General features: G+C 69.4%; 23 protein-coding genes. All 23 read right to left on the bottom strand.

The genetic code is table 11. From position 1 onward, the window contains the following. On the bottom strand, positions 1-600 hold a 600-nt coding region (locus ACF1GV_RS21460; protein WP_391683225.1), incomplete at its 3' end, for an IPT/TIG domain-containing protein. 147 nt (positions 601-747) lie between these two features. Beyond that, positions 748-1,494 carry an IPT/TIG domain-containing protein gene (locus ACF1GV_RS21465; RefSeq protein WP_391683228.1) on the bottom strand — a complete coding sequence of 249 codons (747 nt, stop codon included), beginning with the start codon at positions 1,492-1,494 and terminating at the stop codon, positions 748-750. Between the two features lie 1,020 nt (positions 1,495-2,514). Further along, positions 2,515-2,961: a DUF2550 domain-containing protein gene (locus ACF1GV_RS21470; protein WP_391683231.1), complete on the bottom strand. Its 447-nt coding sequence runs from the start codon at positions 2,959-2,961 to the stop codon at positions 2,515-2,517. Positions 2,962-3,093: 132 nt separating this feature from the next. Next, positions 3,094-3,468, bottom strand: coding sequence for a F0F1 ATP synthase subunit epsilon (locus tag ACF1GV_RS21475; RefSeq protein WP_391683233.1), 375 nt, complete (start codon positions 3,466-3,468; stop codon positions 3,094-3,096). Between the two features lie 112 nt (positions 3,469-3,580). Next, a complete protein-coding gene (gene atpD, locus ACF1GV_RS21480) occupies positions 3,581-5,017 on the bottom strand; it encodes a F0F1 ATP synthase subunit beta (RefSeq protein ID WP_391683236.1) in 1,437 nt (478 codons plus the stop codon). After that, entirely contained in the window at positions 5,018-5,935 is a 918-nt protein-coding gene (locus tag ACF1GV_RS21485; RefSeq protein WP_391683239.1) for a F0F1 ATP synthase subunit gamma, read from the bottom strand. It lies immediately after the preceding gene. Between the two features lie 21 nt (positions 5,936-5,956). Continuing rightward, positions 5,957-7,546, bottom strand: a complete 1,590-nt coding sequence (atpA, locus tag ACF1GV_RS21490; protein WP_391683242.1) for a F0F1 ATP synthase subunit alpha — start codon at positions 7,544-7,546, stop codon at positions 5,957-5,959. Positions 7,547-7,685: 139 nt separating this feature from the next. Further along, a complete protein-coding gene (locus ACF1GV_RS21495; RefSeq protein WP_391683245.1) occupies positions 7,686-8,507 on the bottom strand; it encodes a F0F1 ATP synthase subunit delta in 822 nt (273 codons plus the stop codon). Next, the gene (locus ACF1GV_RS21500; RefSeq protein WP_363262493.1) at positions 8,504-9,034 is read right to left on the bottom strand and encodes a F0F1 ATP synthase subunit B; all 531 of its coding nucleotides are present in this window, start codon (positions 9,032-9,034) and stop codon (positions 8,504-8,506) included. The genes ACF1GV_RS21495 and ACF1GV_RS21500 overlap by 4 nt, the downstream gene beginning before the upstream one ends. A 51-nt stretch (positions 9,035-9,085) precedes the next feature. Further along, on the bottom strand, positions 9,086-9,310 hold the full coding sequence (atpE, locus tag ACF1GV_RS21505) for an ATP synthase F0 subunit C (RefSeq protein ID WP_228623583.1): 225 nt from the start codon (positions 9,308-9,310) through the stop codon (positions 9,086-9,088). A gap of 74 nt (positions 9,311-9,384) precedes the next feature. Next, entirely contained in the window at positions 9,385-10,209 is an 825-nt protein-coding gene (gene atpB / locus ACF1GV_RS21510; RefSeq protein WP_363262494.1) for a F0F1 ATP synthase subunit A, read from the bottom strand. 225 nt (positions 10,210-10,434) lie between these two features. After that, positions 10,435-10,857, bottom strand: a complete 423-nt coding sequence (locus tag ACF1GV_RS21515) for a hypothetical protein (protein WP_363262495.1) — start codon at positions 10,855-10,857, stop codon at positions 10,435-10,437. Positions 10,858-11,172: 315 nt separating this feature from the next. After that, positions 11,173-12,516: an MraY family glycosyltransferase gene (locus tag ACF1GV_RS21520; RefSeq protein ID WP_391683249.1), complete on the bottom strand. Its 1,344-nt coding sequence runs from the start codon at positions 12,514-12,516 to the stop codon at positions 11,173-11,175. A 167-nt stretch (positions 12,517-12,683) separates the two neighbouring features. Next, positions 12,684-13,928: a serine hydroxymethyltransferase gene (gene glyA / locus ACF1GV_RS21525; protein WP_391683252.1), complete on the bottom strand. Its 1,245-nt coding sequence runs from the start codon at positions 13,926-13,928 to the stop codon at positions 12,684-12,686. A 229-nt stretch (positions 13,929-14,157) separates the two neighbouring features. After that, complete coding sequence (locus ACF1GV_RS21530) at positions 14,158-14,838, bottom strand: protein-tyrosine-phosphatase (RefSeq protein ID WP_363262499.1); 681 nt, start codon at positions 14,836-14,838, stop codon at positions 14,158-14,160. Continuing rightward, on the bottom strand, positions 14,835-15,482 hold the full coding sequence (locus ACF1GV_RS21535; protein ID WP_363262500.1) for an L-threonylcarbamoyladenylate synthase: 648 nt from the start codon (positions 15,480-15,482) through the stop codon (positions 14,835-14,837). Before ACF1GV_RS21535 ends, ACF1GV_RS21530 begins: the two co-directional genes overlap by 4 nt. A gap of 52 nt (positions 15,483-15,534) precedes the next feature. Continuing rightward, positions 15,535-16,380, bottom strand: coding sequence for a peptide chain release factor N(5)-glutamine methyltransferase (prmC, locus tag ACF1GV_RS21540; protein ID WP_103780082.1), 846 nt, complete (start codon positions 16,378-16,380; stop codon positions 15,535-15,537). A gap of 30 nt (positions 16,381-16,410) precedes the next feature. After that, positions 16,411-17,478, bottom strand: a complete 1,068-nt coding sequence (gene prfA, locus ACF1GV_RS21545) for a peptide chain release factor 1 (protein ID WP_391683256.1) — start codon at positions 17,476-17,478, stop codon at positions 16,411-16,413. A gap of 111 nt (positions 17,479-17,589) precedes the next feature. Then, positions 17,590-17,811 (bottom strand): 50S ribosomal protein L31, encoded by a 222-nt coding sequence (rpmE, locus tag ACF1GV_RS21550; RefSeq protein WP_190013247.1) that lies wholly within the window; start codon positions 17,809-17,811, stop codon positions 17,590-17,592. A 239-nt stretch (positions 17,812-18,050) separates the two neighbouring features. Continuing rightward, entirely contained in the window at positions 18,051-19,187 is a 1,137-nt protein-coding gene (locus ACF1GV_RS21555; RefSeq protein ID WP_391683258.1) for an LCP family protein, read from the bottom strand. Between the two features lie 350 nt (positions 19,188-19,537). Continuing rightward, positions 19,538-21,550: a transcription termination factor Rho gene (gene rho, locus ACF1GV_RS21560; RefSeq protein WP_391683260.1), complete on the bottom strand. Its 2,013-nt coding sequence runs from the start codon at positions 21,548-21,550 to the stop codon at positions 19,538-19,540. A 402-nt stretch (positions 21,551-21,952) separates the two neighbouring features. Continuing rightward, the gene (thrB, locus tag ACF1GV_RS21565; RefSeq protein ID WP_391683262.1) at positions 21,953-22,870 is read right to left on the bottom strand and encodes a homoserine kinase; all 918 of its coding nucleotides are present in this window, start codon (positions 22,868-22,870) and stop codon (positions 21,953-21,955) included. Between the two features lie 286 nt (positions 22,871-23,156). Continuing rightward, the gene (gene thrC / locus ACF1GV_RS21570) at positions 23,157-24,215 is read right to left on the bottom strand and encodes a threonine synthase (protein WP_391683264.1); all 1,059 of its coding nucleotides are present in this window, start codon (positions 24,213-24,215) and stop codon (positions 23,157-23,159) included. Positions 24,216-24,221 lie beyond the last annotated feature (6 nt).

A 24,221-nucleotide genomic window follows, 5' to 3' on the forward strand; every position in this document is an offset into this window, starting at 1 on the left:
CGCCGTCGCTCCGGAGAGATTCACACCCGTCAGCGTGACCGTCGTACCACCCGAGACCGAGCCCTGATTCGGCGAGACACCCGAGACGGACGGGGCGGCGACGTAGGTGAAGTCGACGGGGTTGCTGGTGCCGCTGGGCGTGGTGACCGTGACCGCCACGGCCCCGGCCGCATGGGCGGGACTGACCGCCGTGATCTGGGTACCGCTGTTGACGGTGAACGAGGCCGCCGGCACCCCGCCGAACGACACCGCCGTCGCTCCGGAGAGATTCACACCCGTCAGCGTGACCGTCGTACCACCCGAGACCGAGCCCTGATTCGGCGAGACACCCGAGACGGACGGGGCGACGACGTAGGTGAAGGGCACGGTCTGGGTGCTGGTGCCCTGGCTCGTGGCGACGGTGACGTTCACGGTGCCGGATCCCGAGGGAGTCACCGCCGTGATCTGGGTACTGCTGTTGACGGTGTACGACGTGGCGGCTTTGACGCCGAACCGGACGGCCAGCACGGAGGTGAAACCGGTACCGGTGATGACAACGGCGGTACCACCCGATTCCGGTCCCTGGTTGGGACTGGCAGAAGAGACCACAGGGGCGGCCATGGCTGTACTCCTTCGTCGATAACTGGCGTCACACCGCGTGTGGCCACCGAGGCGCGGCTGCGTGGTTGACCCCGTCCGGGCGGTGGGGGGACTGCCGCCCGGACGGGGGGCTCTCGTCACCTCCTCAGGCGGAGGCGACCGGACCGGTCAGAGAGCGGGGCCTGCGACGTAGGTGAAGCCACCGACCGCCGTCGACGATCCGGCGGTGTTGGTCACGACCACGTCGGCCGGCCCCTCCGCACCGGGCGGAGTGACCACGGACAGCGTGCTGGCGTTGATCACCGCGAACGGCGCGGCGGTGCCGTCGAAGGTGACCGAATCCGTGCTGTCGAGGTTGGTGCCGGTGATGGTCAACGCCGTACCACCCGAGGTCGAACCCGAGGTCGGGCTGATCGTCCCGATCGTGGGGGCGTCGACGTAGGTGTAGCTGAGGCCGTTGTTGGTGCCGCCCGCGGTGGTCACGCTGACCGACACCGGCCCGGCCGCCACACCGGCGGGAACGGTGACGCTCAGAGAGCTGTCGCTGTTGACCGTCGGGGTGGAGGTGACGCCGCCGAACGACACGCTGGTGGCCGTCGACAGGCCGGTGCCGTTGATGGTGATGGTGTTGCCGCCCGCCAGCGGCCCGGAGCTGGTGCCCAGAGAGGACTTGAACGGTGCGCCGACGTAGAAGAACGGCACGGGGTTGCTGGTACCGCCCGGGGTGGTCACGGTGACCCCCACCGTGCCGGTCCCCGAGGGGGAGACGGCGGTGACCTGGGTCGGGGAGACGTTGGTGACACTCGTGGCAGGCTTGCTGCCGAAGTGCACCGCGGTGGTGTTGGACAGGTTCGTGCCCGTGATGGTCACCAGGGTTCCGCCCCCGGTGGAACCCTGGTTGGGAGAGATCGGCATGAGGAAACTCCTCGTCCTCGCTCGTTGATGGGGACATGCGAGGAACCGGCAGGAAATGGGCCAGCCACTGGCTGCCACGTCCAGGAAGGGGACCGCCGTCGGCCGGCTGCGCGCGTCAGTCTCTTCCCGACTCTTCCGGTGCGGCCGACGCCCTCGAAGGGGCTGCCGCACCCGGGTGAACGAACCGACACGGATATCTCCGTGCAGCAGCGTCTGCCATCCGTCCCGGGCAAGGAAAAACCGGCAAGCGCTGCCTGTCCGAACGTTCCCCCGGCTCAGGGATGGGCAGCCCGCCGGTTCAACACTCTCAGTGACCCATACCGCCGATCGAGTGACAAGACCCCCTGACCGCTAATCACCCGAACGGAGTAATTTCCTTCATTTCTTAATATTGTATTTCTTTCGTGCATTTCATGGTCATCTATTCCATTGCGGCCGTTCGCCAGTTGTCGAGGCTGTTGCCGGAGACCCGCGTCCCTGCCAGGACCAACGGGCCGCTGCCGGCGACGCGGAAGATCCCGGCGTGGTTCTCGTCCACGTTCACGTTGACACACCGCTGGCGGCCTCGGCCCCGGCAGGAGCATTGAGCTCGTAGCGCGGTGGCCGGCAGGGAGGTACTCACCAGTGCAGACGAACTCCTCTGCCCCAGTGACTACTTGGCGCCCCGTTCCGTCTCACGACCGGGCGAGGACACTGGGCCATTCGAGTGGCATATGCACAAAGCGCAGCGGCTGCCGGGCGGCAGATGAATTACTGGTGTGGATCTAGCCGGTGGGCCGCCCATTCCCACCGGGGATGCGGAAGTCGGACCACCTGTGGCATTTCTGCAGAGGCCCTGGTACTGCGCCGACATGCCGCGATGGGCACCCCGGTGGTGAACTGGATCCCGATCAGCCGGTGCCGTTCGCGGCACCGGCTGATTCGGCAGTAGCACACCGGTGCGCCCTCGCCACACCACCCCCGACTACGGCCGGGCGACGTTGATGCCCCCCAGACGTCGTCCGAGGGAGCACGAACCGGCTAGGCCACATTCACTCGCTGCCCGGGCGGGGCCGCTTCCAGCCACGCGAGGAAACCGGTCAGCGCGTCTTCGCTCATCGCCAGTTCGAGGCGCGTGCCCCGATGGAGACAGACGAGGATCACGGCGTCGGACAGCAGCGCCAGCTCCTCCTCGCCCTCCGGCAGCCGGCGTCCCGCCACCTCGATGGAGCCGCGTTCCAGGACCCGGCGCGGACGCGGGGCGTAGGAGAAGACCCGGAACCAGGCGACGCGGTCGCCGCTGTACCGGGCCACGCCGTACGACCAGCCTTTGCCGCTGGTGTCGGGATTCTCCGCCACGTCCCAGCGCAGGCTGCAGTCGAAGGTGCCCCCGGAGCGCTGGATCAGCCTGCGCCGCAGACCGAAGACGAACAGACCCAGCACCACGAGGGCGACGACGATTCCGCACACAGTCAGAGCGAGGACCATCGACTACCGACCTCCTCGACTCCTAGGTAACGGAACGGAAAAAACATCCAGATCTGCCTCAGCCGCGGTCGGCTCCGGATCACTCCGGTGCCGACCGCGGCTGAGTAGGTCATCGTAAGGCGTGCTCGCGTCTCAGCGGGCCGCCGCCGCACGCAGTCGTACATCCGCGCGGCGCTCCGCCGAGGCATCGCCCTCCGCCTTCGCGCGCTCGAGCTCACGCTCCACGCGCTGGACGTCGATCTCGTCGGACAGCTCGGCGATCTCCGCGAGCAGCGACAGCTTGTCGTCGGCGAACGAGATGAAACCGCCGTGCACCGCGGCGACGACCGTCCCTCCCTCGCTCGTCCGGATGGTCACCGGGCCCGACTCCAGCACACCGAGCAGCGGCTGGTGACCGGGCATGACGCCGATGTCGCCGGACGTGGTGCGCGCGACGACCAGGGTGGCCTCACCGGACCAGACCTGACGGTCGGCGGCGACCAGCTCGACATGCAGCTCAGCAGCCAAGGGTGGCTCCTCGGGTCACCACCCGGCGGGAGTGCCGGGTGTTGGGGTCAATTCTAGTGGGCGTGAGTGAGGGGGCGGGACGCGCCCGCCCCCTCACATGAACTCAAGGAGTTCAGGAGACGCCCAGCTCCTTGGCGTTGGCCTTGAGGTCCTCGAGGCCACCGCACATGAAGAACGCCTGCTCGGGGAAGTGGTCGTACTCACCGTCGCAGATCGCGTTGAACGCGGCGATCGACTCGTCCAGCGGAACGTCCGAGCCGTCCACGCCGGTGAACTGCTTGGCGACGTGGGTGTTCTGGGACAGGAAGCGCTCCACACGACGGGCACGGTGGACGACGAGCTTGTCCTCCTCGCCGAGCTCGTCGATACCGAGGATCGCGATGATGTCCTGGAGGTCCTTGTACTTCTGCAGGATGTTCTTCACGCGCATGGCCGCGTTGTAGTGGTCCTGCGTGATGTAGCGCGGGTCCAGGATCCGGGACGTGGAGTCCAGCGGGTCCACGGCCGGGTAGATGCCCTTCTCGGAGATCGGACGGGACAGAACCGTCGTCGCGTCGAGATGGGCGAAGGTGGTCGCCGGGGCCGGGTCGGTCAGGTCGTCGGCGGGGACGTAGATCGCCTGCATCGAGGTGATCGAGTGACCGCGGGTCGAGGTGATGCGCTCCTGCAGGAGGCCCATCTCGTCGGCCAGGTTCGGCTGGTAACCCACCGCGGACGGCATACGGCCGAGCAGGGTGGAGACCTCGGAACCGGCCTGCGTGAAGCGGAAGATGTTGTCGATGAAGAACAGCACGTCCTGCTTCTGGACGTCACGGAAGTACTCGGCCATGGTCAGGCCGGCCAGCGCGACGCGCAGACGGGTGCCCGGGGGCTCGTCCATCTGACCGAAGACCAGAGCGGTCTTGTCGATGACGCCCGAGTCGGACATCTCCTCGATCAGGTCGTTGCCCTCACGGGTGCGCTCGCCGACACCCGCGAACACGGAGACACCGTCGTGGTTGTTGGCGACACGGTAGATCATCTCCTGGATGAGCACCGTCTTGCCGACGCCGGCACCGCCGAACAGACCGATCTTGCCGCCCTTGACGTACGGGGTCAGCAGGTCGATGACCTTGACGCCGGTCTCGAACATCTCGGTCTTCGACTCGAGCTCGTCGAAGTTCGGGGCCTTGCGGTGGATGGACCAGCGCTCGCCGTCGTAGGACTCGTCGACGTTCAGCACCTCACCGAGGGTGTTGAACACCTTGCCCTTGGTGAAGTCGCCCACCGGGACGGTGATGCCGTCGCCGGTGTCGACGACCGGGGCCTGGCGGACCAGACCGTCGGTCGGCTGCATGGAGATGGTGCGGACCAGGCCGTCACCCAGGTGCTGGGCGACCTCCAGGGTCAGGATCTTCTTCTCGCCCGCGTTCGCCGGGTCGGCGACCTCGACGTGCAGGGCGTTGTAGATCTCCGGCATCGCGTCGACGGGGAACTCCACGTCGACGACCGGGCCGATGACCCGGGCGACGCGGCCCGTAGCCGTCGCGGTCTCAACAGTGGTGGTCATTTATCGGTCACTCCCCGCGGTCGCGTCGGCGAGGGCGCTCGCGCCACCGACGATCTCGCTGATTTCCTGGGTGATTTCGGCCTGGCGGGCCGCGTTGGCAAGACGGGAGAGCGTGTTGATCAGCTCGCCCGCGTTGTCGGTGGCCGACTTCATCGCGCGCCGCGTGGCGGCGTGCTTCGAAGCGGCCGACTGGAGCAGCGCGTTGTAGATCCGGCTTTCCACGTAGCGCGGCAGCAGGGCGTCGAGGACGTCCTCCGCCGAGGGCTCGAAGTCGTACAGCGGAAGGATCTCGCCCTGCGGCTTCACCTCCTCGACGACCTCTTCGAGGCGCAGCGGCAGCAGCCGGGCGTCGAGCGCCGTCTGCGTCATCATCGAGACGAACTCGGTGAAGACGATGTGGAGCTCGTCCACACCACCCTCGGCCGTGTCCTTCTCGATCGCCTCGATCAGGGGCGCCGCGACCTTCTTGGCGTCCGCGTACGACGGCTCGTCGGTGAAGCCCGTCCACGACTCCGCGATCGTGCGCTCACGGAAGTTGTAGTGGGCGACACCGCGCCGGCCGACGATGTACGTGTCGACCTGCTTGCCCTCGCGCTCCAGGCGCTCGGTCAGCTGCTCCGCGGCCTTGATGGCGTTGGAGTTGAAGGCGCCGGCCAGACCGCGGTCGCTCGTGAGGAGCAGGACCGCGGCACGGCTCGGGTTGTCCGCCTCCGTGGTGAGCGGGTGCTTGGTGTTCGAACCCGTACCGACGGCCGTGACGGCCCGCGTCAGCTCGGTCGCGTAGGGAGTGGAGGCCGCCACCTTGCGCTGCGCCTTGACGACGCGCGAGGCGGCGATCATCTCCATCGCCTTCGTGATCTTCTTGGTCGCGGTGACGGATCGGATGCGACGCTTGTAGACCCGGAGCTGGGCTCCCATGAGTCAGGTCCCTTCCTTACGTCACTTGGCGGCGGACGGGGCGTCCTCGCCGAGCAGCTTGCCGTCCGAGGTCTCGAACTGCTTCTTGAACTCCGCGATCGCGTCGGCGACGGCCGTCAGGGTGTCGTCGGACATCTTGCCGCCCTCCCGGATGGAGGTCATGAGGCCCTGCTCCTTGCGGTGCAGGTACTCCAGCAGCTCCTTCTCGAAGCGGCGGATGTCGGCGACCGGAACCTCGTCCATCTTGCCGGTGGTGCCAGCCCACACGGAGACGACCTGGTCCTCGGTGGACATCGGCTGGTACTGGTCCTGCTTCAGCAGCTCGACCATGCGCTGACCGCGCTCCAGCTGGGCCTTGGAGGCGGCGTCCAGGTCGGAACCGAAGGCGGCGAACGCCTCCAGCTCACGGAACTGGGCGAGGTCCACGCGCAGACGGCCGGAGACCTGCTTCATGGCCTTGTGCTGCGCGGAGCCACCGACTCGGGAGACCGAGATACCGACGTTCAGGGCCGGACGCTGACCGGCGTTGAACAGGTCGGACTCCAGGAAGCACTGGCCGTCGGTGATGGAGATGACGTTGGTCGGGATGAACGCCGAGACGTCGTTGGCCTTCGTCTCGACGATCGGCAGACCGGTCATCGAGCCCGCGCCCATCTCGTCGGAGAGCTTCGCGCAGCGCTCCAGCAGACGGGAGTGCAGGTAGAAGACGTCACCCGGGTAGGCCTCGCGGCCCGGCGGGCGGCGCAGCAGCAGGGACACGGCACGGTAGGCGTCGGCCTGCTTCGACAGGTCGTCGAAGATGATCAGGACGTGCTTGCCCTGGTACATCCAGTGCTGGCCGATGGCGGAACCGGTGTAGGGCGCCAGGTACTTGAAGCCGGCCGGGTCGGACGCCGGGGCGGCGACGATGGTCGTGTACTCCAGCGCGCCGTTCTCCTCCAGCGCGCGGCGGACCGACGCGATGGTGGAGCCCTTCTGGCCGATGGCGACGTAGATGCAGCGGACCTGCTTCTTCGGGTCGCCGGAGCGCCAGTTGTCGCGCTGGTTGATGATCGTGTCGACGGCCAGCGCGGTCTTGCCGGTCTGACGGTCACCGATGATCAGCTGACGCTGGCCACGGCCGATCGGGGTCATGGCGTCGACGGCCTTGTAGCCCGTCTCCATCGGCTCGTGCACCGACTTGCGCTGCATGACCGTGGGGGCCTGCAGCTCGAGGGCGCGGCGGCCGTCGGTCTCGATCTCGCCGAGGCCGTCGATCGGGTTGCCGAGCGGGTCGACGACTCGGCCGAGGTAGCCCTCGCCGACCGCCACGGAGAGGATCTCACCGGTACGGGTGACCGGCTGACCCTCCTCGATGCCGCTGAACTCGCCGAGGACGACCGCACCGATCTCGCGCTCTTCCAGGTTCAGCGCGAGACCGAGGGATCCGTCCTCGAACTTCAGCAGTTCGTTCGCCATGGCCGAGGGCAGACCCTCGATCTTGGCGATGCCGTCGCCGGCGACGGTGACCGTACCGACTTCCTCGCGCGAGGCCGCGTCCGGCTTGTACGACTGGACGAAGGTCTCCAGCGCGTCCCGGATCTCCTCCGGCCGGATCGTGAGCTCCGCCATCTGGGTTCCCTGCTCTCCTTGTTGGGCCCGAAGTTTCACTTTGGGGGGATGGGGACTCCCCCCAACAGGAGGTGAATCCTCTGCACGGCCCAACCAGGGCCGTAATTACGTACTGCTTGTTCGGTTTGCCGAGCGCCGCTCAGCTCGCCATGCGACGGGCGGCGTCTTCCAGCCGGTCCGCGAGGGAGCCGTTGATGACCTCGTCGCCGACCTGCACCCGGATCCCGCCGAGGACCTCGGGGTCCACGTCGAGGTTGAGGTGCATACGACGGCCGTAGAGCTTGGCCAGCGCGGCGCCGAGGCGCTGCTTCTGGCCGTCGCTCAGCGGCACCGCCGAGGTGACGACGGCGACCGTGCGGTCCCGGCGGTCGGCGGCGAGCTTGGACAGGGACTCGAGTCCCGCTTCCAGGCTACGTCCCCGCGGCACGGTCACAAGGCGCGTGACCAGACGCTCGGTGGTGGCCTTGGCGCGGCCGCCGAGCAGGCTGCGCAGCAGCTCGCCCTTGGCCGGGGCGCCGGCCTTGCGGTTGGTCAGCGCGGCGCGCAGCTCGGTGCTGGAGGAGACGATCCGGCCGAACCGGAACAGCTCGTCCTCCACGTCGTCGAGCGTGCCCGCCCGCTGGGCGGCCGTGAGGTCGGCGACGTCCGCCAGCTCCTCGAGGACGTCCACCAGGTCCCGGGACTGCGACCAGCGGGAGCGGACCAGGCCGGCCACCAGGTCGGCGGTCTCGCCGCTGACCTGGGCGCCGAGCAGGCGCTGGACCAGCTCGGCCTTGGCTTCACCGGCCTGCGCCGGGTCGGTGAGGACCCGACGCAGCGACACCTCGCGGTGCAGCAGCGCGGTGACGGCGGCCAGCTCGTCGGCGAGCTTCGCCGCGTCCACAGCCGTGTTGTCCGTCAGTGCGTCCAGACGCTCGCGTGCGGCGGCCAGGGCCTCGCGGCTCGCTCCGTGCGCGGTCATCGAGTCGCCTCGGCCTTCTCCTCAAGCTCGTCGAGGAAACGGTCGATCACGCGGCTCTGCCGGGCGTGGTCCTGCAGGGACTCGCCGACGAGCTTGCCGGCCAGCTCCGTGGCGAGCTTGCCGACGTCCTGCCGGAGCGCGGACGCTGCGGCCTTGCGGTCGGCCTCGATCTGCGCGTGGCCGGCGGCGATGATCTCCTCACGCTGCCGCTGGCCCTCGGCACGCATCTCGGCGATGAGCGTCGCACCCTGCTCCTGCGCCTCCTGGCGCAGGCGCGCGGCCTCGTGCCGGGCCTCAGCGAGCTGGGCCTTGTACTGCTCGAGGACGCTCTGGGCCTCGGTCTGCGCGGCCTCGGCCTTCTCGATACCGCCCTCGATGGCCTCGCGACGCTCTTCCAGAACCTTGTTGATGTTCGGAAGGAGCTTCTTGGCGAGGAAGCCGAAGACGATGACGAAGGCGATCAGGCCGATGACGAGCTCGGGCCACGGCGGAACGAGAGGGTTCTCCTTCTCGGCCGCCAGAACCATGAGGTTCACATCAGTGCCTTTCGTCGAATGGGGCTGTCGCTGTCGTCCGTCTTAGTAGACGAACGGCATGACGAGGCCGATCAGGGCCAGCGCCTCACAGAACGCGAAGCCCAGGATCTGGTTGGCGCGGATCAGACCGGCCGCCTCGGGCTGGCGGGCGAGGGCCTGGGTGCCGTTGCCGAAGATGATGCCGACGCCGACGCCGGGGCCGATGGCGGCCAGGCCGTAACCGACGGAGCTGAGCGAGCCAGTGACAGCGGCAAGGGTCTGGGACATGCCAGTTCTTCCTTTTCTTTACGGACCGGTGGGGGTTGGCCACCGGACGACCAAGGGGTGCGGGGCGGGGTGGCTCAGTGGTGCTCGGCGAGCGCGCCCTGAATGTAGGAGCAGGTCAGCAGGACGAAGACGTACGCCTGGACGGCCTGGATGAACAGCTCGAAGGCGGTCATCACGATCGTCATGATGAACGAGACACCGGAGTAGGCGATGCCGATGCCGTTCAGCATGTACCAGCTGGCGACCGTGAAGAGCACGAGCAGCGTGTGGCCGGCGAACATGTTCGCGAAGAGCCGGACGGCGTGCGTGAACGGGCGGACCAGCAGGTTCGAGAAGAGCTCGATGGTCATGGCCAGCGGGAGCACGGCGCCGAGCGACTTGTCGTAGCCGGTGATGTTCTTCCAGGCGCCGACGAAACCGTGCCGCTTGAAGGTGAGCGGGACCCAGACGAGGTAGACGATCGCGGCCAGGACCATCGGGTACGCGATGATCGAGGTGACCGGGAACTGGGCGACCGGGATGATCGACCAGAGGTTCATCATCCAGATGAAGAAGAAGAGCGAGACGACGAGCGGGACGTACTTCTCGCCTTCCTTCTTGCCGATGGTCTCGTAGACGACACCGCGGCGGATGAAGTCGTAACCGGCCTCCGCGACCATCTGCATCTTGCCCGGGACGACCTTGGGCTTGGCGAACGCGGCCCAGAAAAAGCCCACCACGATGATGGAGCCCAGCAGGGCCAGCAGCATCGGCTTGTTGAAGTAGATGCCGTCGGTGTCGCCCCAGATCGGCTTGAAGAGGAACGAGTGCAGGCCCGGAGCGACGGTGTCGAAACCGCACCCGTTGAACAGGTGGCAGCTCGAGTCGAAAGCGAGCGTCTGCGTCGGGTCAGCACTCACCGCGGGCTCCTTCAGCGTGGCGCATAGGTACGGCAACCTCGTGGTGTCGGCGCGGCGTGAGGCCGCGGTTCGGCACGGGACTGGTGTTACGGATGTGGGGGCGGCGTGGGGGCATCTCGCCTCGCGATTGAGCAGGCGTCAGCTCAGATGCCCGCGCCCGCGATGCCGCAGTTGGCACCGGACGATAGCAGGATCTCTCATGCGTCTTTATCCCGGCCCTACCCCTCACGACGAGTGACCCGTCTTCTCAGACTTGTCGGGCTCGACGTAGAGGATCTTGGCCTTCATGTGGGCACGCGTCTGCGCGGCGATCCACGCGAGCGTGACCGCGACGAGCGTCAGCGCAAAGGCCTTGGGGTTGAACAACGTCGTGTGCTTGAAGGCCGCGACGAAGACGAACAGCAACAGGATCTGTGCCGCGTAGAGCATCAGGCCCATCGCCTGGAAGAGGTGCGGAAGCGATTTGGCAGTGCGCTGCAGGACGTAGAGACCGATGCCCATGAACAGCATCGCCACCAGCGTCGCGACGACGGCCCCGATCGCGCCCTTGCCGCCGGCGACCACACCGCTCACGACGGCGGCGACAGCGCCGACGGCGGCAGTGGGCACGGCAGCCTGGGCCAGGATCCGGACGTCGTTGGACGGCATGGCGGCAACTCCGCTTTTCACAGGGGGCAAGGGGTGTCGTCATGGACGAGCGTAGTCCCGGCCGAGGGGGTGTGGACCTCGCGTCGACGGACCCTCGCACTAGGGTCCTTCGGCTCTCTCCGGGGTTCTCGTGAACCGTATCACAAACTATTTGATGCAGTCTTTACCTGTTGGGTGTGCTTGCTGTCACACATGAGAGTGACCGTGCGCGTCTGTGCAGTTTCGGCGCCCAATTGTCTGGTATTGCGCCGAAATACTCCCCCACGACTTGGCAATGCTCTAGTCAGATTCTTACCTTGGCGTCAGCGCCGGGGGTCAGCGCGAGGTACCGGCCTTCCGCCGGTCGTGCAGGCGCGAACGGGGGCCGATCGCCGTGGCGCCGTTGACTCCGGAGACGCCCGGGGTGCCGGCCGCGACGGGGGTGCGTTCCGTCTCGTCCTCGTCGGCCGACTGCGCGCGCCGGGCGGCGGGCTCGGCGATGACGCGGCGACGGCGGCGACGGTAGCGCGGCGGCACGAACCGCTCCGCCCAGGCCGGGGCGCGCGGCGTGAACCGCGGCAGCAGAAGCAGCACCAGGCCGATCGCGCTGAGGGCGACCACGCCCAACACGATCCACATCGAAGCCGAGTTGACCGAGTAGCCCAGCGCGCCGAACGCGATCAGCGCCGACCAGAAGTACATGATCAGCACGGCCCGGCTGTGCGAGTGGCCGATCTCCAGCAGCCGGTGGTGCAGATGCCCGCGGTCCGCGGCGAACGGCGACTGGCCGCGCCAGGTGCGGCGCACGATCGCCAGGATCAGGTCGGCGGCCGGGATCGCAATGATGGTCAGCGGGAGAAGCAGCGGGATGTACACCGGCACCATCTGGTGCACGGTGTTGCGCTCGGACCCGGCGAACAGGTTCATCACGTCCGGGTCGACCTGCCCGGTCACCGAGATCGCGCCCGCCGCCAGCACGAGCCCGATCAGCATGGAACCGGAGTCGCCCATGAAGATCCGCGCCGGGTGCATGTTGTGCGGCAGGAAACCCAGGCACATGCCCATCAGCACGGCCGCGAACAGCGTCGCCGGAGCGGCCGCCTCGATGCCGTACGAGTACCAGACGCGGTAGGCGTACATGAAGAACGCGGCCGCCGCGATGCAGACCATGCCGGCCGCCAGACCGTCCAGGCCGTCGACGAAGTTCACCGCGTTGATGGTGATCACGACGAGCGCCACGGTCAGCAGCGTGCCCTGCCACTGGGTGAGCGCGACCGTGCCGACGCCGGGGACCGGCAGCCACAGGATCGTCAGTCCCTGGACCACCATCACACCGGCGGCGATCATCTGGCCGCCCAGCTTGATCAGGGCGTCGATCTCGAACTTGTCGTCCAGCACACCGATCAGCCAGATCAGTGCCGCGCCCGAGAGCAGGGCCCGGGGCTCGTTGGACTTCTCGAAGACCTCGTTGAGGTTGGTGAGATGGTCGGCGACCAGCAGGCCCGCGCACATGCCGAAGAACATCGCGATCCCGCCGAGCCGCGGAGTGGGTTCGCGGTGCACGTCGCGTGCCCGGATCTCCGGCATCGCGCCGGCCACGATGGCGAACTTCCGTACCGGCCCTGTCAGCAGATACGTCACCGCGGCCGTGATGCAGAGCGTCAGCAGGTATTCACGCACAGGCTTCCCCACAGGTCTCGCTGGCCATCTCAGCCCCACACCCTAGCGAGGTGCGCATATGGTTGTGGACTTCCGGGTAGCCAGGATGGTTGCACGCGCGGCTGTGCGGCCGGGCTCTGGGCCGGGTACGGGGGTGCGCCTACCCCGCTTCCGGCGGGATACGGCGGTCACGTCGGATACGGCGGGAACGCCTCGGCCAGTTCGCGCACGTCGTCCCGGATCCGCCTGGCGTCGGGGTCTTCGCGCAGGGCCGCCGCGATCAGGGCGGCGATGCGGACCATCTCGGCCTCGCCCATGCCCTGCGTCGTCACGGCCGCCGTGCCCAGGCGCAGGCCGCGGTCGTGGGCGTGGGGAAGCGCACAGCAGTCCATGACGATCCCGGCCGCGGCGAGCCGGCCGCGGGCGGTGCGGCCGTCCACGCCGAGGGGCGCGGGGTCGGCGGTGATCAGGTGGGTGTCGGTGCCGCCCGTGGTGACGACCAGTCCCTCGGCGGCCAGGTGACCGGCGAGGACGCGGGCGTTGGAGACCACCTGATGGGCGTACGCGGAGAACGCCGGGGTCGCCGCCTCGCCGAACGCGACGGCCTTGGCGGCGATGGTGTGCATCTGGGCGCCGCCCTGGGTGAAGGGGAACACGGCGCGGTCCACGCGTTCGGCCAGCTCCTCGCCGCACAGCAGCATCCCGCCGCGGGGCCCGCGCAGGACCTTGTGCGTGGTGGCGCACACGATGTCCGCGTACGGCACGGGGCTGGGCGCGGCGGCTCCCGCGACCAGGCCGATGGGGTGGGCGGCGTCGGCGATGAGGTAGGCGCCCACGTCGTCGGCGACCTCGCGGAAGAAGGCGTAGTCGGGGTGGCGCGGATAAGCGATGGAGCCGCACACGATCGCCTTCGGGCGGTGGGCGCGGGCGAGGGTGCGGACCTGTTCGTAGTCGATGAGGCCGGTCTCGGCGTCGACGCCGTAGGGGACGAAGTCGAACCAGCGGCCGGAGAAGTTCGCCGGGGAGCCGTGCGTGAGGTGACCGCCGTGGGGCAGGCCCAGGGCCAGCACCTTGTCGCCGGGGCGCAGCAGGGCGGCGTAGGCGGCGAGCACGGCGGAGGAGCCGGAGTGGGACTGCACGTTGGCGTGGTCGGCGCGGAAGAGGCCCTTCGCGCGGTCGATGGCGATGCGCTCGGCGACGTCGGCCATCTCACAGCCGCCGTGGTGGCGGGCGCCGGGGTAGCCCTCGGCGTACTTGTTGGCGAGGGGGGAGCCGAGGGCCGCCAGGACGGCGGGCGACGTGAAGTTCTCGGCGGCGATCAGCTGGAGGGTCGTCGACTGCCGGGTGCGCTCCGCGAGCAGGATGTCGGCGAGCTCGGGGTCCTGTTGCCGCAGGATGCCTGCGTCGGCTTCGGTGGCGTGGGTGACCGTCATGGTGGGCTCCGGGCATGGCGTCGACGGTGACGTACGTCCAAGGTAGCCCGCGGCGGCTTGGGGGGCGCGGTGCGTACAGCCAGGCGGGGGTCGTCGTGCGTCCGCGGGTACGTGGTGGCTGGTCGCGCAGTTCCCCGCGCCCGTTGAGGCCGGCTGCGGTGCCGTCGGCCAGGCCACCCCCAGGGCGGGTCGCCCCATCAGCGCCGGCGAGCGCACCCACCCCCGCCGGTCACTGCATCCGCGCCGGCACGCCCGTGAGCGCCGTCACCACCGGGTCCAGCGCCTCGTGGATCTCCTCGCCGACGCTGCGAAAAAAGCCCAGCGGCGCCCCGTACGGGTCGTAGACCTCGTCCGCCTCCGCCGTCGGCGCCTGGAGCCACCCGCGTAGAGCCGCCGCTGCCCGCACCAGCGCCCGGGCGCGGTTGACCACGCCGTCCTCCAGCGGCGGCAGCGTCGCGGGGTCTATCGCCCGGACCAGGCGCGTGAACTCCTTCAGCGTGAACGTCCGCAGCCCCGCCGAGTGCCCCATCGAGATCACCTGGGCGCGGTGGTCCCGGGTCGCCGTCAGGACCAGGTCGGCCCGGATCACGTGCTCGTCGTGCAGCTCGCGGCCCATGAAGCCGGAGGCGTCCGCCCCGTAGTCGGCCAGCACCGTTTCGGCGTGGGACTCCATGGGCGCGCCCTCGTGGCCCCACGTGCCCGCGCTCTCCGCGATGATCGGGCCGCCGAGGATGCCGAGCCGCTCGGAGACGAAATGCCGGGTCAGCCGCTCGGTGATCGGCGAGCGGCACACGTTGCCGGTGCTGACGTGGAGGATACGGAAGGTGTCGCGGGGGAAGCCGAAAGTCGTGGTCTCCTCCGCGTTGAAGCCCCCGTCGGCTATGCCACGCCCCGCGTCAGGGGCCGTCAATTCGCCACCTCGAGGTCGGGTACGACCTTGCGCAGCTCCTCCGGGGAGAGGGCGCCTTCGCGCAGGAGGACGGGCACCTCGCGGGTGACGTCCACGATGGAGGACGGGATGTTGCCGGGGGTGGGCCCGCCGTCCAGGTAGACGGAGACGGAGTCGCCGAGCATCTGCTGGGCGGCGTCGCAGGTCTCCGGCGCCGGGTGCCCGGTGAGGTTCGCGGAGGAGACGGCCATCGGGCCGAACTCCGTGAGCAGCTCGATGGCGACCGGGTGCAGCGGCATGCGGATCGCCACCGTGCCGCGGGTCTCCCCCAGGTCCCACTGCAGGGACGGCTGGTGCCGGGCGACGAGGGTGAGCGCGCCCGGCCAGAACGCGTCGACCAGTTCCCAGGCCTGCTCGGAGAAGTCCGTGACGAGCCCGTGCAGCGTGTTCGGCGACCCGATGAGGACGGGGCTGGGCATGTTGCGCCCACGGCCCTTGGCCTGCAGCAGGTCTCCGACGGCCTCCTTGGAGAACGCGTCGGCGCCGATGCCGTACACCGTGTCCGTGGGCAGCACCACGAGTTCGCCGCGGCGGACGGCGGACGCGGCCTCGCGCAGACCCGTCACACGGTCGGTCGCGTCGTTGGTGTCGTATCGCCGAGCCATAACTAGCGGGCCTCCTCGTACACGTACTGCGGGGTCGAAGACTGGGTGGTGCTCACGGCAGCGCCTTGCGGGCGGTGGCGAAGCGGGGGCGGTTGTTGAGGTCGGGGTGGTCGGCCGCGTCGGCCCAGCCCTTCTCCTCGGTGAAGATCCACGGCACCTGGCCGCCCTGTGTGTCGGCGTGCTCGACGACCACCAGACCGCCGGGGCGCAGCAGCCGGTGCGCGGTGCGCTCCAGGCCCCGGATCAGGTCCAGGCCGTCCTCGCCGGAGAACAGGGCCATCTGCGGGTCGTAGTCGCGGGCCTCGGGGGCGACGTACTCCCACTCGGTGAGCGGGATGTACGGCGGGTTGGAGATGACCAGGTCGACCTGGCCGTCCAGGTCCGGGAAGGCGGTGAGGGCGTCGCCCTGGCGCAGCTCGACCCGGGAGCCCTCCACGTTCTTGCGCGTCCAGTGCAGCGCCTCGTCGGACAGCTCGACGGCGTACACGCGCGAGCGCGGCACCTCCTGGGCGAGGGCCAGCGCGATCGCGCCGGAGCCGGTGCACAGGTCGACGATGCACGGCTCGACCACGTCCATGGCCCGGACCGCGTCTATGGCCCAGCCGACCACGGACTCGGTCTCCGGGCGCGGTACGAAGACGCCGGGGCCGACTTGGAGCTCCAGGTAGCGGAAGTAGGCCCGGCCGGTGATGTGCTGCAGCGGCTCGCGCTGCTCACGGCGGGCGATGACCTCCCAGTACCGGGCGTCGAAGTCGGAGTCCTTCACGGAGTGCAGCTCGCCGCGCTTGACGCCGTGCACGAACGCGGCGAGCTCCTCCGCGTCGGTGCGCGGCGAGGGCACGCCCGCGTCGGCGAGCCGCTGGGTGGCCTGGGCCACCTCTGCGAGCAGCAGGTTCACGCAAGTCCTCCGGTACTTACTCGTACTGCCTTACGCTGCGGCGAGCTTCGCGGCCGAGTCCGCGTCGACGCAGGCCTGGATCACCGCGTCGAGGTCGCCGTCCAGGACCTGGTCCAGGTTGTACGCCTTGAAGCCGACGCGGTGGTCGGAGATGCGGTTCTCCGGGTAGTTGTAGGTGCGGATCTTCTCGGAGCGGTCGACGGTGCGGACCTGGCTGCGCCGGGCGTCGGCGGCCTCCCGCTCCGCTTCCTCCTGCGCCGCCGCGAGCAGCCTGGAGCGCAGGATACGCATCGCCTGCTCCTTGTTCTGCAGCTGGCTCTTCTCGTTCTGGCAGGAGGCGACGACTCCGGTCGGCAGGTGCGTGATGCGCACGGCGGAGTCGGTGGTGTTCACGGACTGGCCGCCGGGGCCGGAGGAGCGGTAGACGTCGATGCGCAGGTCGTTCGGGTTGATCTCGACGTCGACCTCCTCGGCCTCGGGCGTGACGAGCACGCCGGCCGCGGAGGTGTGGATACGGCCCTGCGACTCGGTGGCGGGGACGCGCTGGACGCGGTGCACGCCGCCCTCGTACTTCAGGCGGGCCCACACGCCCTGGCCGGGCTCGGTCTGGCCGCGGGTCTTGATGGCGACCTGGACGTCCTTGTAGCCGCCCAGCTCGGACTCGGTGGAGTCGATGATCTCCGTCTTCCACCCGACCCGCTCGGCGTAGCGCAGGTACATGCGCAGCAGGTCCCCGGCGAACAGGGCGGACTCGTCTCCGCCGGCGCCGGCCTTGATCTCGAGGAGCACGTCCTTCTCGTCGCTGGGGTCGCGCGGGACGAGGAGGAGACGCAGCTTCTCCGTCAGCTCCTCGCGCTGCTTCTCCAGCTCCTTGACCTCGGCGATGAAGTCGGGGTCGTCGGCGGCGAACTCGCGCGCGGTCTCGATGTCGTCGCCGGTCTGCTTCCAGGAGCGGTACGTGGCGACGATCGGGGTGAGCTCGGCGTAGCGCTTGTTCAGCTTGCGCGCGTTCGCCTGGTCGGCGTGGACCGACGGGTCGGCGAGCTTCGTCTCCAGCTCGGCGTGCTCGCTGACGAGTTCCTCGACGGCCTCGAACATCTTGGGCTCCTGCTACTGCGTGACAACGGGGGAAGGCGGACGACCAAAAACGCCGGTCCCGGCGCGCACGCCACGCAGGCGTGCGGCCGTGGACCGGCGAAATGGGGCTCGCTACTTCTTGGAGCCGGCGGCCTTGCCGAAGCGGGCCTCGAAGCGGGCCACACGGCCACCGGTGTCGAGGATCTTCTGCTTGCCCGTGTAGAACGGGTGGCACTCGGAGCAGACCTCGGCCCGGATGGTGCCCGAGTCGATGGTGCTGCGGGTGGTGAACGACGCGCCGCAGGTGCAGCTGACCTGCGTCTCGACGTACGCGGGGTGGATGTCGCGCTTCAAGGTGTCTCCTAGGTTTCGGGAGGGCGCCGGGTCGCCTGCCGCGGGGTGCGGGGGCGTGAACCGGAGCCGACGTACCAGTCTGCCAGGACTGGCGCCATCCTCCCAAACCGGGGGTGCGGCTGTTCTATTCCGGGTGCGCCTACCGGGATGCCCGGTGATCACTGCGGCCCGGTGCGGGTCGCGGTGGGTTGCTCGTGCCCACGCGACTGAGCCGCATGTCGAATGCAGCCCCGCGCCCCTCAGCCGGCCACCACGCCGTTCGCTTCGCCTGTGGCCGTTCCCGTCGTCGCCGACCTCGGGATCGGGCGGTCGTTCTTCAATGCGTTCCAGACCAGCCGGGCCTTCGTCTTCTCGACCAGGACGCGGTTGCCGTTGTTCGGGTCGTAGCGGACCGGCATCGTGACCATCGTCATGTGTGCGGGGCTGATGCCCTTCAGGCCGCCCGCGAAGGACATCAGGGAGTTCACCGAGCCGAGGCCGGAGTCGGTGGTGACGGCCTTGGTGGAGGTGTCGGCGAGGTCGTAGAGCTTCTTCGGGCTGGTGAAGACCCCGATGTCCTTGACCTGCTTGACCAGGGCCTTGATGAACGCCTGCTGGAGCTGGATACGGCCGAGGTCGGAGCCGTCGCCGACGCCGTGCCGGGTGCGGACCAGGCCGAGCGCCTGCTGACCGTCGAGGCGGTGCGTGCCGGCCTTGAGGTTCAGATGGCTGTCGTGGTCGGTGATGTCCTTGGTCGTGGTGATCTGGACGCCGCCCAGCTCGTCGATGAGCTTCTGGAAGCCGGCGAAGTCGACCTCGAGGTAGTGGTCCATCCGGACGCGGGTGAGGGACTCGACCGTCTTGACGGCGCAGGGCGCACCGCCGGTTGAGTAGGCGGAGTTGAACATCACGCCCTGCGCGGCGTCGTGCGTGGTGCCCCGGGTGTCGGTGCAGGCGGGACGGTCGATGAGGGTGTCGCGCGGGATGGAGACCACACTGGCCTTCTTGTGGCCCTTGTACACGTGGATGATCATCGCCGTGTCGGAACGGGCGCTGCCGTCGTCCGAGCCGCCGCCGAGCTTCTTGTTGCTGCCGGAGCGGGTGTCGGAGCCGAGGACGAGGATGTTCTGCGAACCGTTGTCGGCCTTTTCCGGCCGGTCGGTGCCGAGCATCTGGTTGATGTCGATGCTCTTGATGTTGCCGTTGAGCTTGAAGTACACGTACCCGAGGCCGGTACCGCCCAGCACCACGATGCCCGCGGCGGTCCACGCCGCGATCAGGACGCCTCTGCGCCTGGCCCGGGGCTTGCGGCGGCGGCCCTTGGCTCGACGGCCCGGGCCGCTGCTGTTTCCGGGGGCCTCGGGTATGCCGGGACCCGGCGTGCTCTCGGCGGACATGTGCTCCTCAGCTCGTCTGGGATCCATGGTCGCCCCGAATGGTCAGACGGGGAAACTCGGGAAAGGGTTGCACAACGCCCCGTGACCGCAGCGGGCAAACACGGTCACTTTCCGTCACGACCAGAGCGTCTCGTACGACGCTCACCTGCATGTTTCCCCGACGGTCACCGAGCAGGCGCAAAGACGCACCTGTGGCACAGATCGCAGGCAAGACGAAGGGCCGCCCCTCATGAAGAGGGGCGGCCCTGTACGCCTTCACGCCCGAAGGGGCGCGGGGATCTGCGCTGCAAGCCACGGACGAGCCGCAGCCGACCGACGGCCTGGGGACGTCGGCTCACCCAGCGGAGCGACTAGTCGCCGTTGCCGGGCGTCGGCGTCGTCTTCTGGATCTGCATCAGGAACTCGCCGTTCGACTTCGTCTGCTTCATCTTGTCGAGGAGCAGCTCGATCGCCTGCTGCTGGTCCAGCGCGTGCAGCACGCGACGCAGCTTCCAGACGACCGCCAGCTCCTCGTTGCCGAGCAGGATCTCTTCCTTACGGGTGCCGGACGCGTCGACGTCCACCGCCGGGAAGATGCGCTTGTCGGCGAGCTTCCGGTCGAGCTTGAGCTCCATGTTGCCGGTGCCCTTGAACTCCTCGAAGATCACCTCGTCCATGCGGGACCCGGTGTCCACCAGGGCGGTGGCGAGGATGGTCAGCGAGCCGCCGTCCTCGATGTTGCGGGCCGCACCGAAGAAGCGCTTCGGCGGGTAGAGGGCCGTGGAGTCGACACCACCGGACAGGATGCGGCCGGAGGCCGGGGCGGCCAGGTTGTAGGCGCGGCCCAGACGGGTGATGGAGTCCAGCAGCACGACCACGTCGTGACCCAGCTCGACGAGGCGCTTGGCGCGCTCGATGGCCAGCTCGGCGACCGTGGTGTGGTCCTCGGCCGGGCGGTCGAAGGTCGAGGAGATGACCTCGCCCTTGACCGACCGCTGCATGTCGGTGACCTCTTCCGGACGCTCGTCGACGAGGACGACCATCAGGTGGCACTCGGGGTTGTTGTGCGTGATCGCGTTGGCGATCGCCTGCATGATCATGGTCTTGCCGGTCTTCGGCGGGGCCACGATCAGACCGCGCTGGCCCTTGCCGATCGGCGAGACCAGGTCGATGATCCGGGTGGTCAGCACGCCCGGGTCCGTCTCCAGACGGAGGCGGTCCTGCGGGTAGAGCGGCGTCAGCTTGTTGAACTCCGGGCGGCCGCGGCCGTGTTCGGGCGCCATGCCGTTGACGGAGTCCAGACGGACCAGCGCGTTGAACTTCTCGCGGCGCTCGCCCTCCTTCGGCTGGCGGACCGCGCCGGTGATGTGGTCACCCTTGCGCAGGCCGTTCTTGCGGACCTGGGCGAGGGAGACGTACACGTCGTTCGGGCCCGGCAGGTAGCCGGAGGTCCGGATGAAGGCGTAGTTGTCGAGGATGTCCAGGATGCCCGCGACCGGGATCAGGACGTCGTCCTCGTTGACCTGCGGCTCGGTGGCCATGTCGTCGCGGCCACGGCGGCCACGGCGGTCACGGTAGCGGCCGCGACGGCCACGGCGGCCGCCCTCGAAGTCGTCGTCGTCCTGCGGGCCGTTGTTGCGGTCCTGACGGTCCTGGCGGCCGCCGCCCTGCTGCTGGTTCTGCTGCTGACCGCGCTGGCCGCCCTGCTGGTCGTCGCCCTTGCGGCGGTCACCGCGGTCGCGGCCGTCACGGTCGCGGCCGTCGCGGCCGTCACGGTCGCGGCCCCGCTCACGGCGGTCGCGGCGGCGGCCCTCGCCACCGTCACCGTCCGACTTGGCGTCGCCCTGCGGCTGCTGCTGCGCCGGCGTCTCGGCCTTCGGCTCGCTCTTGGCCTCGGCGGCGACCGTCTCGGGGCTGCCGGCCTCGGCGGTGGCGCGGCGACGACGGCGCTCGCTCGGGGCGTCGTCGCTGGCGGGCTGGCCGGGGATCTCGATCTGCTGCTGGGCCACGGCCTTCTCGGCGGGGGCCTGCGCGGCCTTCTCCGCCTTCTTCTCGCCGTCCGCGCCGGCGTCGCCGGTGCGGGCCTTGGAGGTGGCGCGGCGCTTCGGCTTGCTCTCGGTGGCGGGCTCAGCGGCCTTGGGAGCGCTGCCGGAGGCCTGGGCCTCCTTGATGACCTCGATCAGCTGGCTCTTGCGCATCCGCGCGGTGCCCCTGATGCCGAGGCCGGAGGCGACCTGCTGCAGCTCGGCCAGCACCATGCCCTCGAGGCCGGTACCGCGGCGCCGCCGGGAGCCGGCACCGGAGGCAGGCGCGGAGGCGTCCGTGGCGGGCGCGGCAGCGGTCTCCTCGACACGTGCGCCCATCAGATCGGTGGTGTCGCTCACGAAGGGTCCTTCCCTGGAGCGGACGTCGGCCTGTCTGGCTCGGCGACCGGTTGTGCTGTCCGACTCCGGTCCTTGCTGTGTGGACGAAGCCGGGGCGGTGGTCCGCCAAAGCGGCGGAAGAAATTTCTGGTGATGGCGCTACCTCGAGCCGTGGCACCCGGTGTCACGTGGCGTGGTCGCACCGATTCCGGAGCGTGCCCATCGGCCCGCTCAGTGCCCGCATACGCCGTACTGCCCAGATACGACGTACGAAACACAGTGCGGCGTGGGGAGCTCCCGGAAGAATGTCTGTCCCCGACGGGGACACGAGGCACCTCGCCATGGTGGGGTCGGGTGCAGACTTGAGATTAACACTACCGGATCCAACAAACATTCCCCCTCTCTTAATCCGGCAAGCGTGTGTCAGGTCCCGAGCGGCAGCACGCTCGCGCCCCGCAGGTCCAGGCTCAGCCGGTTGGCCGCCCAGTCCGCGCCCGCCAGGGCTTCCACCTTGTCGGCGCCGGCCGCGTCGGAGAGCGCCATGACGGTGGGTCCGGCGCCGGAGATGACCGCCGGAATGCCGTCGGCGCGCAGCCGCTCCACCAGTGCCGCGCTCTCCGGCATGGCGGGGGCGCGGTACTCCTGGTGCAGCCGGTCCTCGGTGGCCGGCAGCAGCAGTTCGGGGCGCCGGGTGAGGGCCTCGACGAGCAGGGCGGCACGGCCGGCGTTGGTGGCGGCGTCGACATGCGGAACGGTGCGCGGGAGCAGACCGCGGGCGGTCTCCGTAAGTACCGGCTTTCCGGGCACGAAAACCACCGGAACGACGGAATCGGCGGGGTCCATCCTGATCGCCCGGGCGGCGCCGTTCTCCATCCAGGACAGGGTGAAGCCGCCGAGCAGGCAGGCCGCGACGTTGTCGGGGTGGCCCTCGATCTCGGTGGCCAGCTCCAGCAGCGCCGCGTCGTCGAGCTTGGACTCGCCGCCTATGGTCACGGCCCGGGCGGCGACGATGCCGGCGCAGATGGCGGCGGAGGAGGAGCCGAGGCCGCGGCCGTGCGGGATGCGGTTGGCGCAGACGATCTCCAGGCCGCGCGGCTGGCCGCCCAGGGAATCGAAGGCGGTGCGCAGGGAGCGGACGAGGAGGTGGCTCTCGTCGCGCGGCAGGGTCTCGCTGCCCTCCCCGGCGATGTCGATGTGCAGCCCGGAGTCGGCCACCCGGACGACGACGTCGTCGTAGAGCCCCAACGCGAGGCCGAGGGCGTCGAAGCCCGGGCCGAGGTTGGCGCTGGTGGCGGGGACGCGCACCCGGACGGCGGCGGCGCGGAACGCTGGACCGGCCATCGCTCGTTGACTCTCCTTGAGCTGCGTGATGGTCGAATGACTCTCGATATGTGCCGAGAACCCGGGGCCGCACGAGACGCGCGGCGCCGCGGCACATGCGGTGGGGGCATATGCGGCGGGCGGGTTCAGTACAGCCTATCGAAGGAAGGTTCTGTGGCGACATAGGGCGCACAGGAGGCGCACGATGCGTGTCGCGAGCCCCCTGTGCCCCGCCCGTGGGGAACTCCCCAGGTCGTCGCCAGCATGCGCCCGGACCTGGCTGAGCTCCGGGCGCATGCGGCGTTGCTTACGCGAGGCCGAGGCGCTCGGCGGCGGTGGCGGCGTCGACCGGGACGGTGACCGGCTGCGGAGCGCCGGCGACGGCCCAGTCGGGGTCCTTCAGGCCGTTGCCGGTGACGGTGCACACGATCTTCTGGCCCGGGTCCACCTTGCCCTGCTCGGCGGCCTTGAGCAGACCGGCGACGGAGGCCGCGGAGGCGGGCTCCACGAACACGCCCTCCTGCGACGCCAACAGGCGGTAGGCGCGCAGAATCTCACGGTCCGTCACCTCGTCGATGACACCGCCCGATTCGTCCCGCGCCGCCAGGGCGTACTGCCAGGAGGCCGGGTTGCCGATACGGATGGCCGTGGCGATGGTCGAGGGGTCCTTGACGACCTCGCCGCGCACGATGGGGGCGCTGCCGGAGGCCTGGAAGCCCCACATACGGGGCGTACGGGAGGCGATGCCGTCGGCGGCGTACTCCCGGTACCCCTTCCAGTACGCGGTGATGTTGCCCGCGTTGCCCACCGGCAGGACGTGGATGTCGGGCGCGTCGCCCAGCATGTCCACGATCTCGAAGGCGGCGGTCTTCTGACCCTCGATCCGCACCGGATTGACCGAATTGACCAGCGCCACCGGGTAGTTGTCGCTCAGCGCGCGAGCCAGCGTGAGGCAGTCGTCGAAGTTGCCGTCGACCTGGAGGATCTTCGCGCCGTGCACGAGGGCCTGGCCCATCTTGCCCAGCGCGATCTTGCCCTGGGGCACGAGCACGGCGGACACCATGCCCGCGCGCACGGCGTAGGCGGCGGCCGAGGCGGAGGTGTTGCCGGTGGAGGCGCAGATGACCGCCTTCGCCCCCTCCTCCTTCGCCCGGGAGATGGCCATGGTCATGCCGCGGTCCTTGAAGGACCCGGTCGGGTTCGCGCCCTCGACCTTGAGGTGGACCTCGCAGCCCGTGCGCTCGGAGAGCACCTGCGCGGGCACGAGCGGCGTGCCGCCCTCGCGGAGCGTCACGACCGGCGTGGTGTCGGATACCGGCAGCCGGTCCCGGTACTCCTCGATGATTCCGCGCCACTGGTGGGTCATTGCTGG

This window comes from Streptomyces sp. NPDC014006, assembly GCF_043088925.1.
In the GTDB taxonomy this organism is placed as follows: Bacteria; Actinomycetota; Actinomycetes; order Streptomycetales; family Streptomycetaceae; genus Streptomyces.

Excerpts from the sequence above, each read along its gene's own strand:
- ACF1GV_RS21515 (WP_363262495.1), bottom strand. The coding sequence starts at position 10,857 with ATGCCGTCCAACGACGTCCGGATCCTGGCCCAGGCTGCCGTGCCCACT.
- ACF1GV_RS21535 (WP_363262500.1), bottom strand. The coding sequence starts at position 15,482 with ATGGCTCGGCGATACGACACCAACGACGCGACCGACCGTGTGACGGGT.
- ACF1GV_RS21465 (WP_391683228.1), bottom strand. The coding sequence starts at position 1,494 with ATGCCGATCTCTCCCAACCAGGGTTCCACCGGGGGCGGAACCCTGGTG.
- atpA (WP_391683242.1), bottom strand. The coding sequence starts at position 7,546 with ATGGCGGAGCTCACGATCCGGCCGGAGGAGATCCGGGACGCGCTGGAG.
- atpD (WP_391683236.1), bottom strand. The coding sequence starts at position 5,017 with ATGACCACCACTGTTGAGACCGCGACGGCTACGGGCCGCGTCGCCCGG.
- ACF1GV_RS21555 (WP_391683258.1), bottom strand. The coding sequence starts at position 19,187 with ATGTCCGCCGAGAGCACGCCGGGTCCCGGCATACCCGAGGCCCCCGGA.
- ACF1GV_RS21470 (WP_391683231.1), bottom strand. The coding sequence starts at position 2,961 with ATGGTCCTCGCTCTGACTGTGTGCGGAATCGTCGTCGCCCTCGTGGTG.
- ACF1GV_RS21500 (WP_363262493.1), bottom strand. The coding sequence starts at position 9,034 with ATGGTTCTGGCGGCCGAGAAGGAGAACCCTCTCGTTCCGCCGTGGCCC.
- thrB (WP_391683262.1), bottom strand. The coding sequence starts at position 22,870 with ATGGCCGGTCCAGCGTTCCGCGCCGCCGCCGTCCGGGTGCGCGTCCCC.
- thrC (WP_391683264.1), bottom strand. The coding sequence starts at position 24,215 with ATGACCCACCAGTGGCGCGGAATCATCGAGGAGTACCGGGACCGGCTG.
- ACF1GV_RS21495 (WP_391683245.1), bottom strand. The coding sequence starts at position 8,507 with ATGACCGCGCACGGAGCGAGCCGCGAGGCCCTGGCCGCCGCACGCGAG.
- prfA (WP_391683256.1), bottom strand. The coding sequence starts at position 17,478 with ATGTTCGAGGCCGTCGAGGAACTCGTCAGCGAGCACGCCGAGCTGGAG.
- ACF1GV_RS21485 (WP_391683239.1), bottom strand. The coding sequence starts at position 5,935 with ATGGGAGCCCAGCTCCGGGTCTACAAGCGTCGCATCCGATCCGTCACC.
- glyA (WP_391683252.1), bottom strand. The coding sequence starts at position 13,928 with ATGACGGTCACCCACGCCACCGAAGCCGACGCAGGCATCCTGCGGCAA.
- atpE (WP_228623583.1), bottom strand. The coding sequence starts at position 9,310 with ATGTCCCAGACCCTTGCCGCTGTCACTGGCTCGCTCAGCTCCGTCGGT.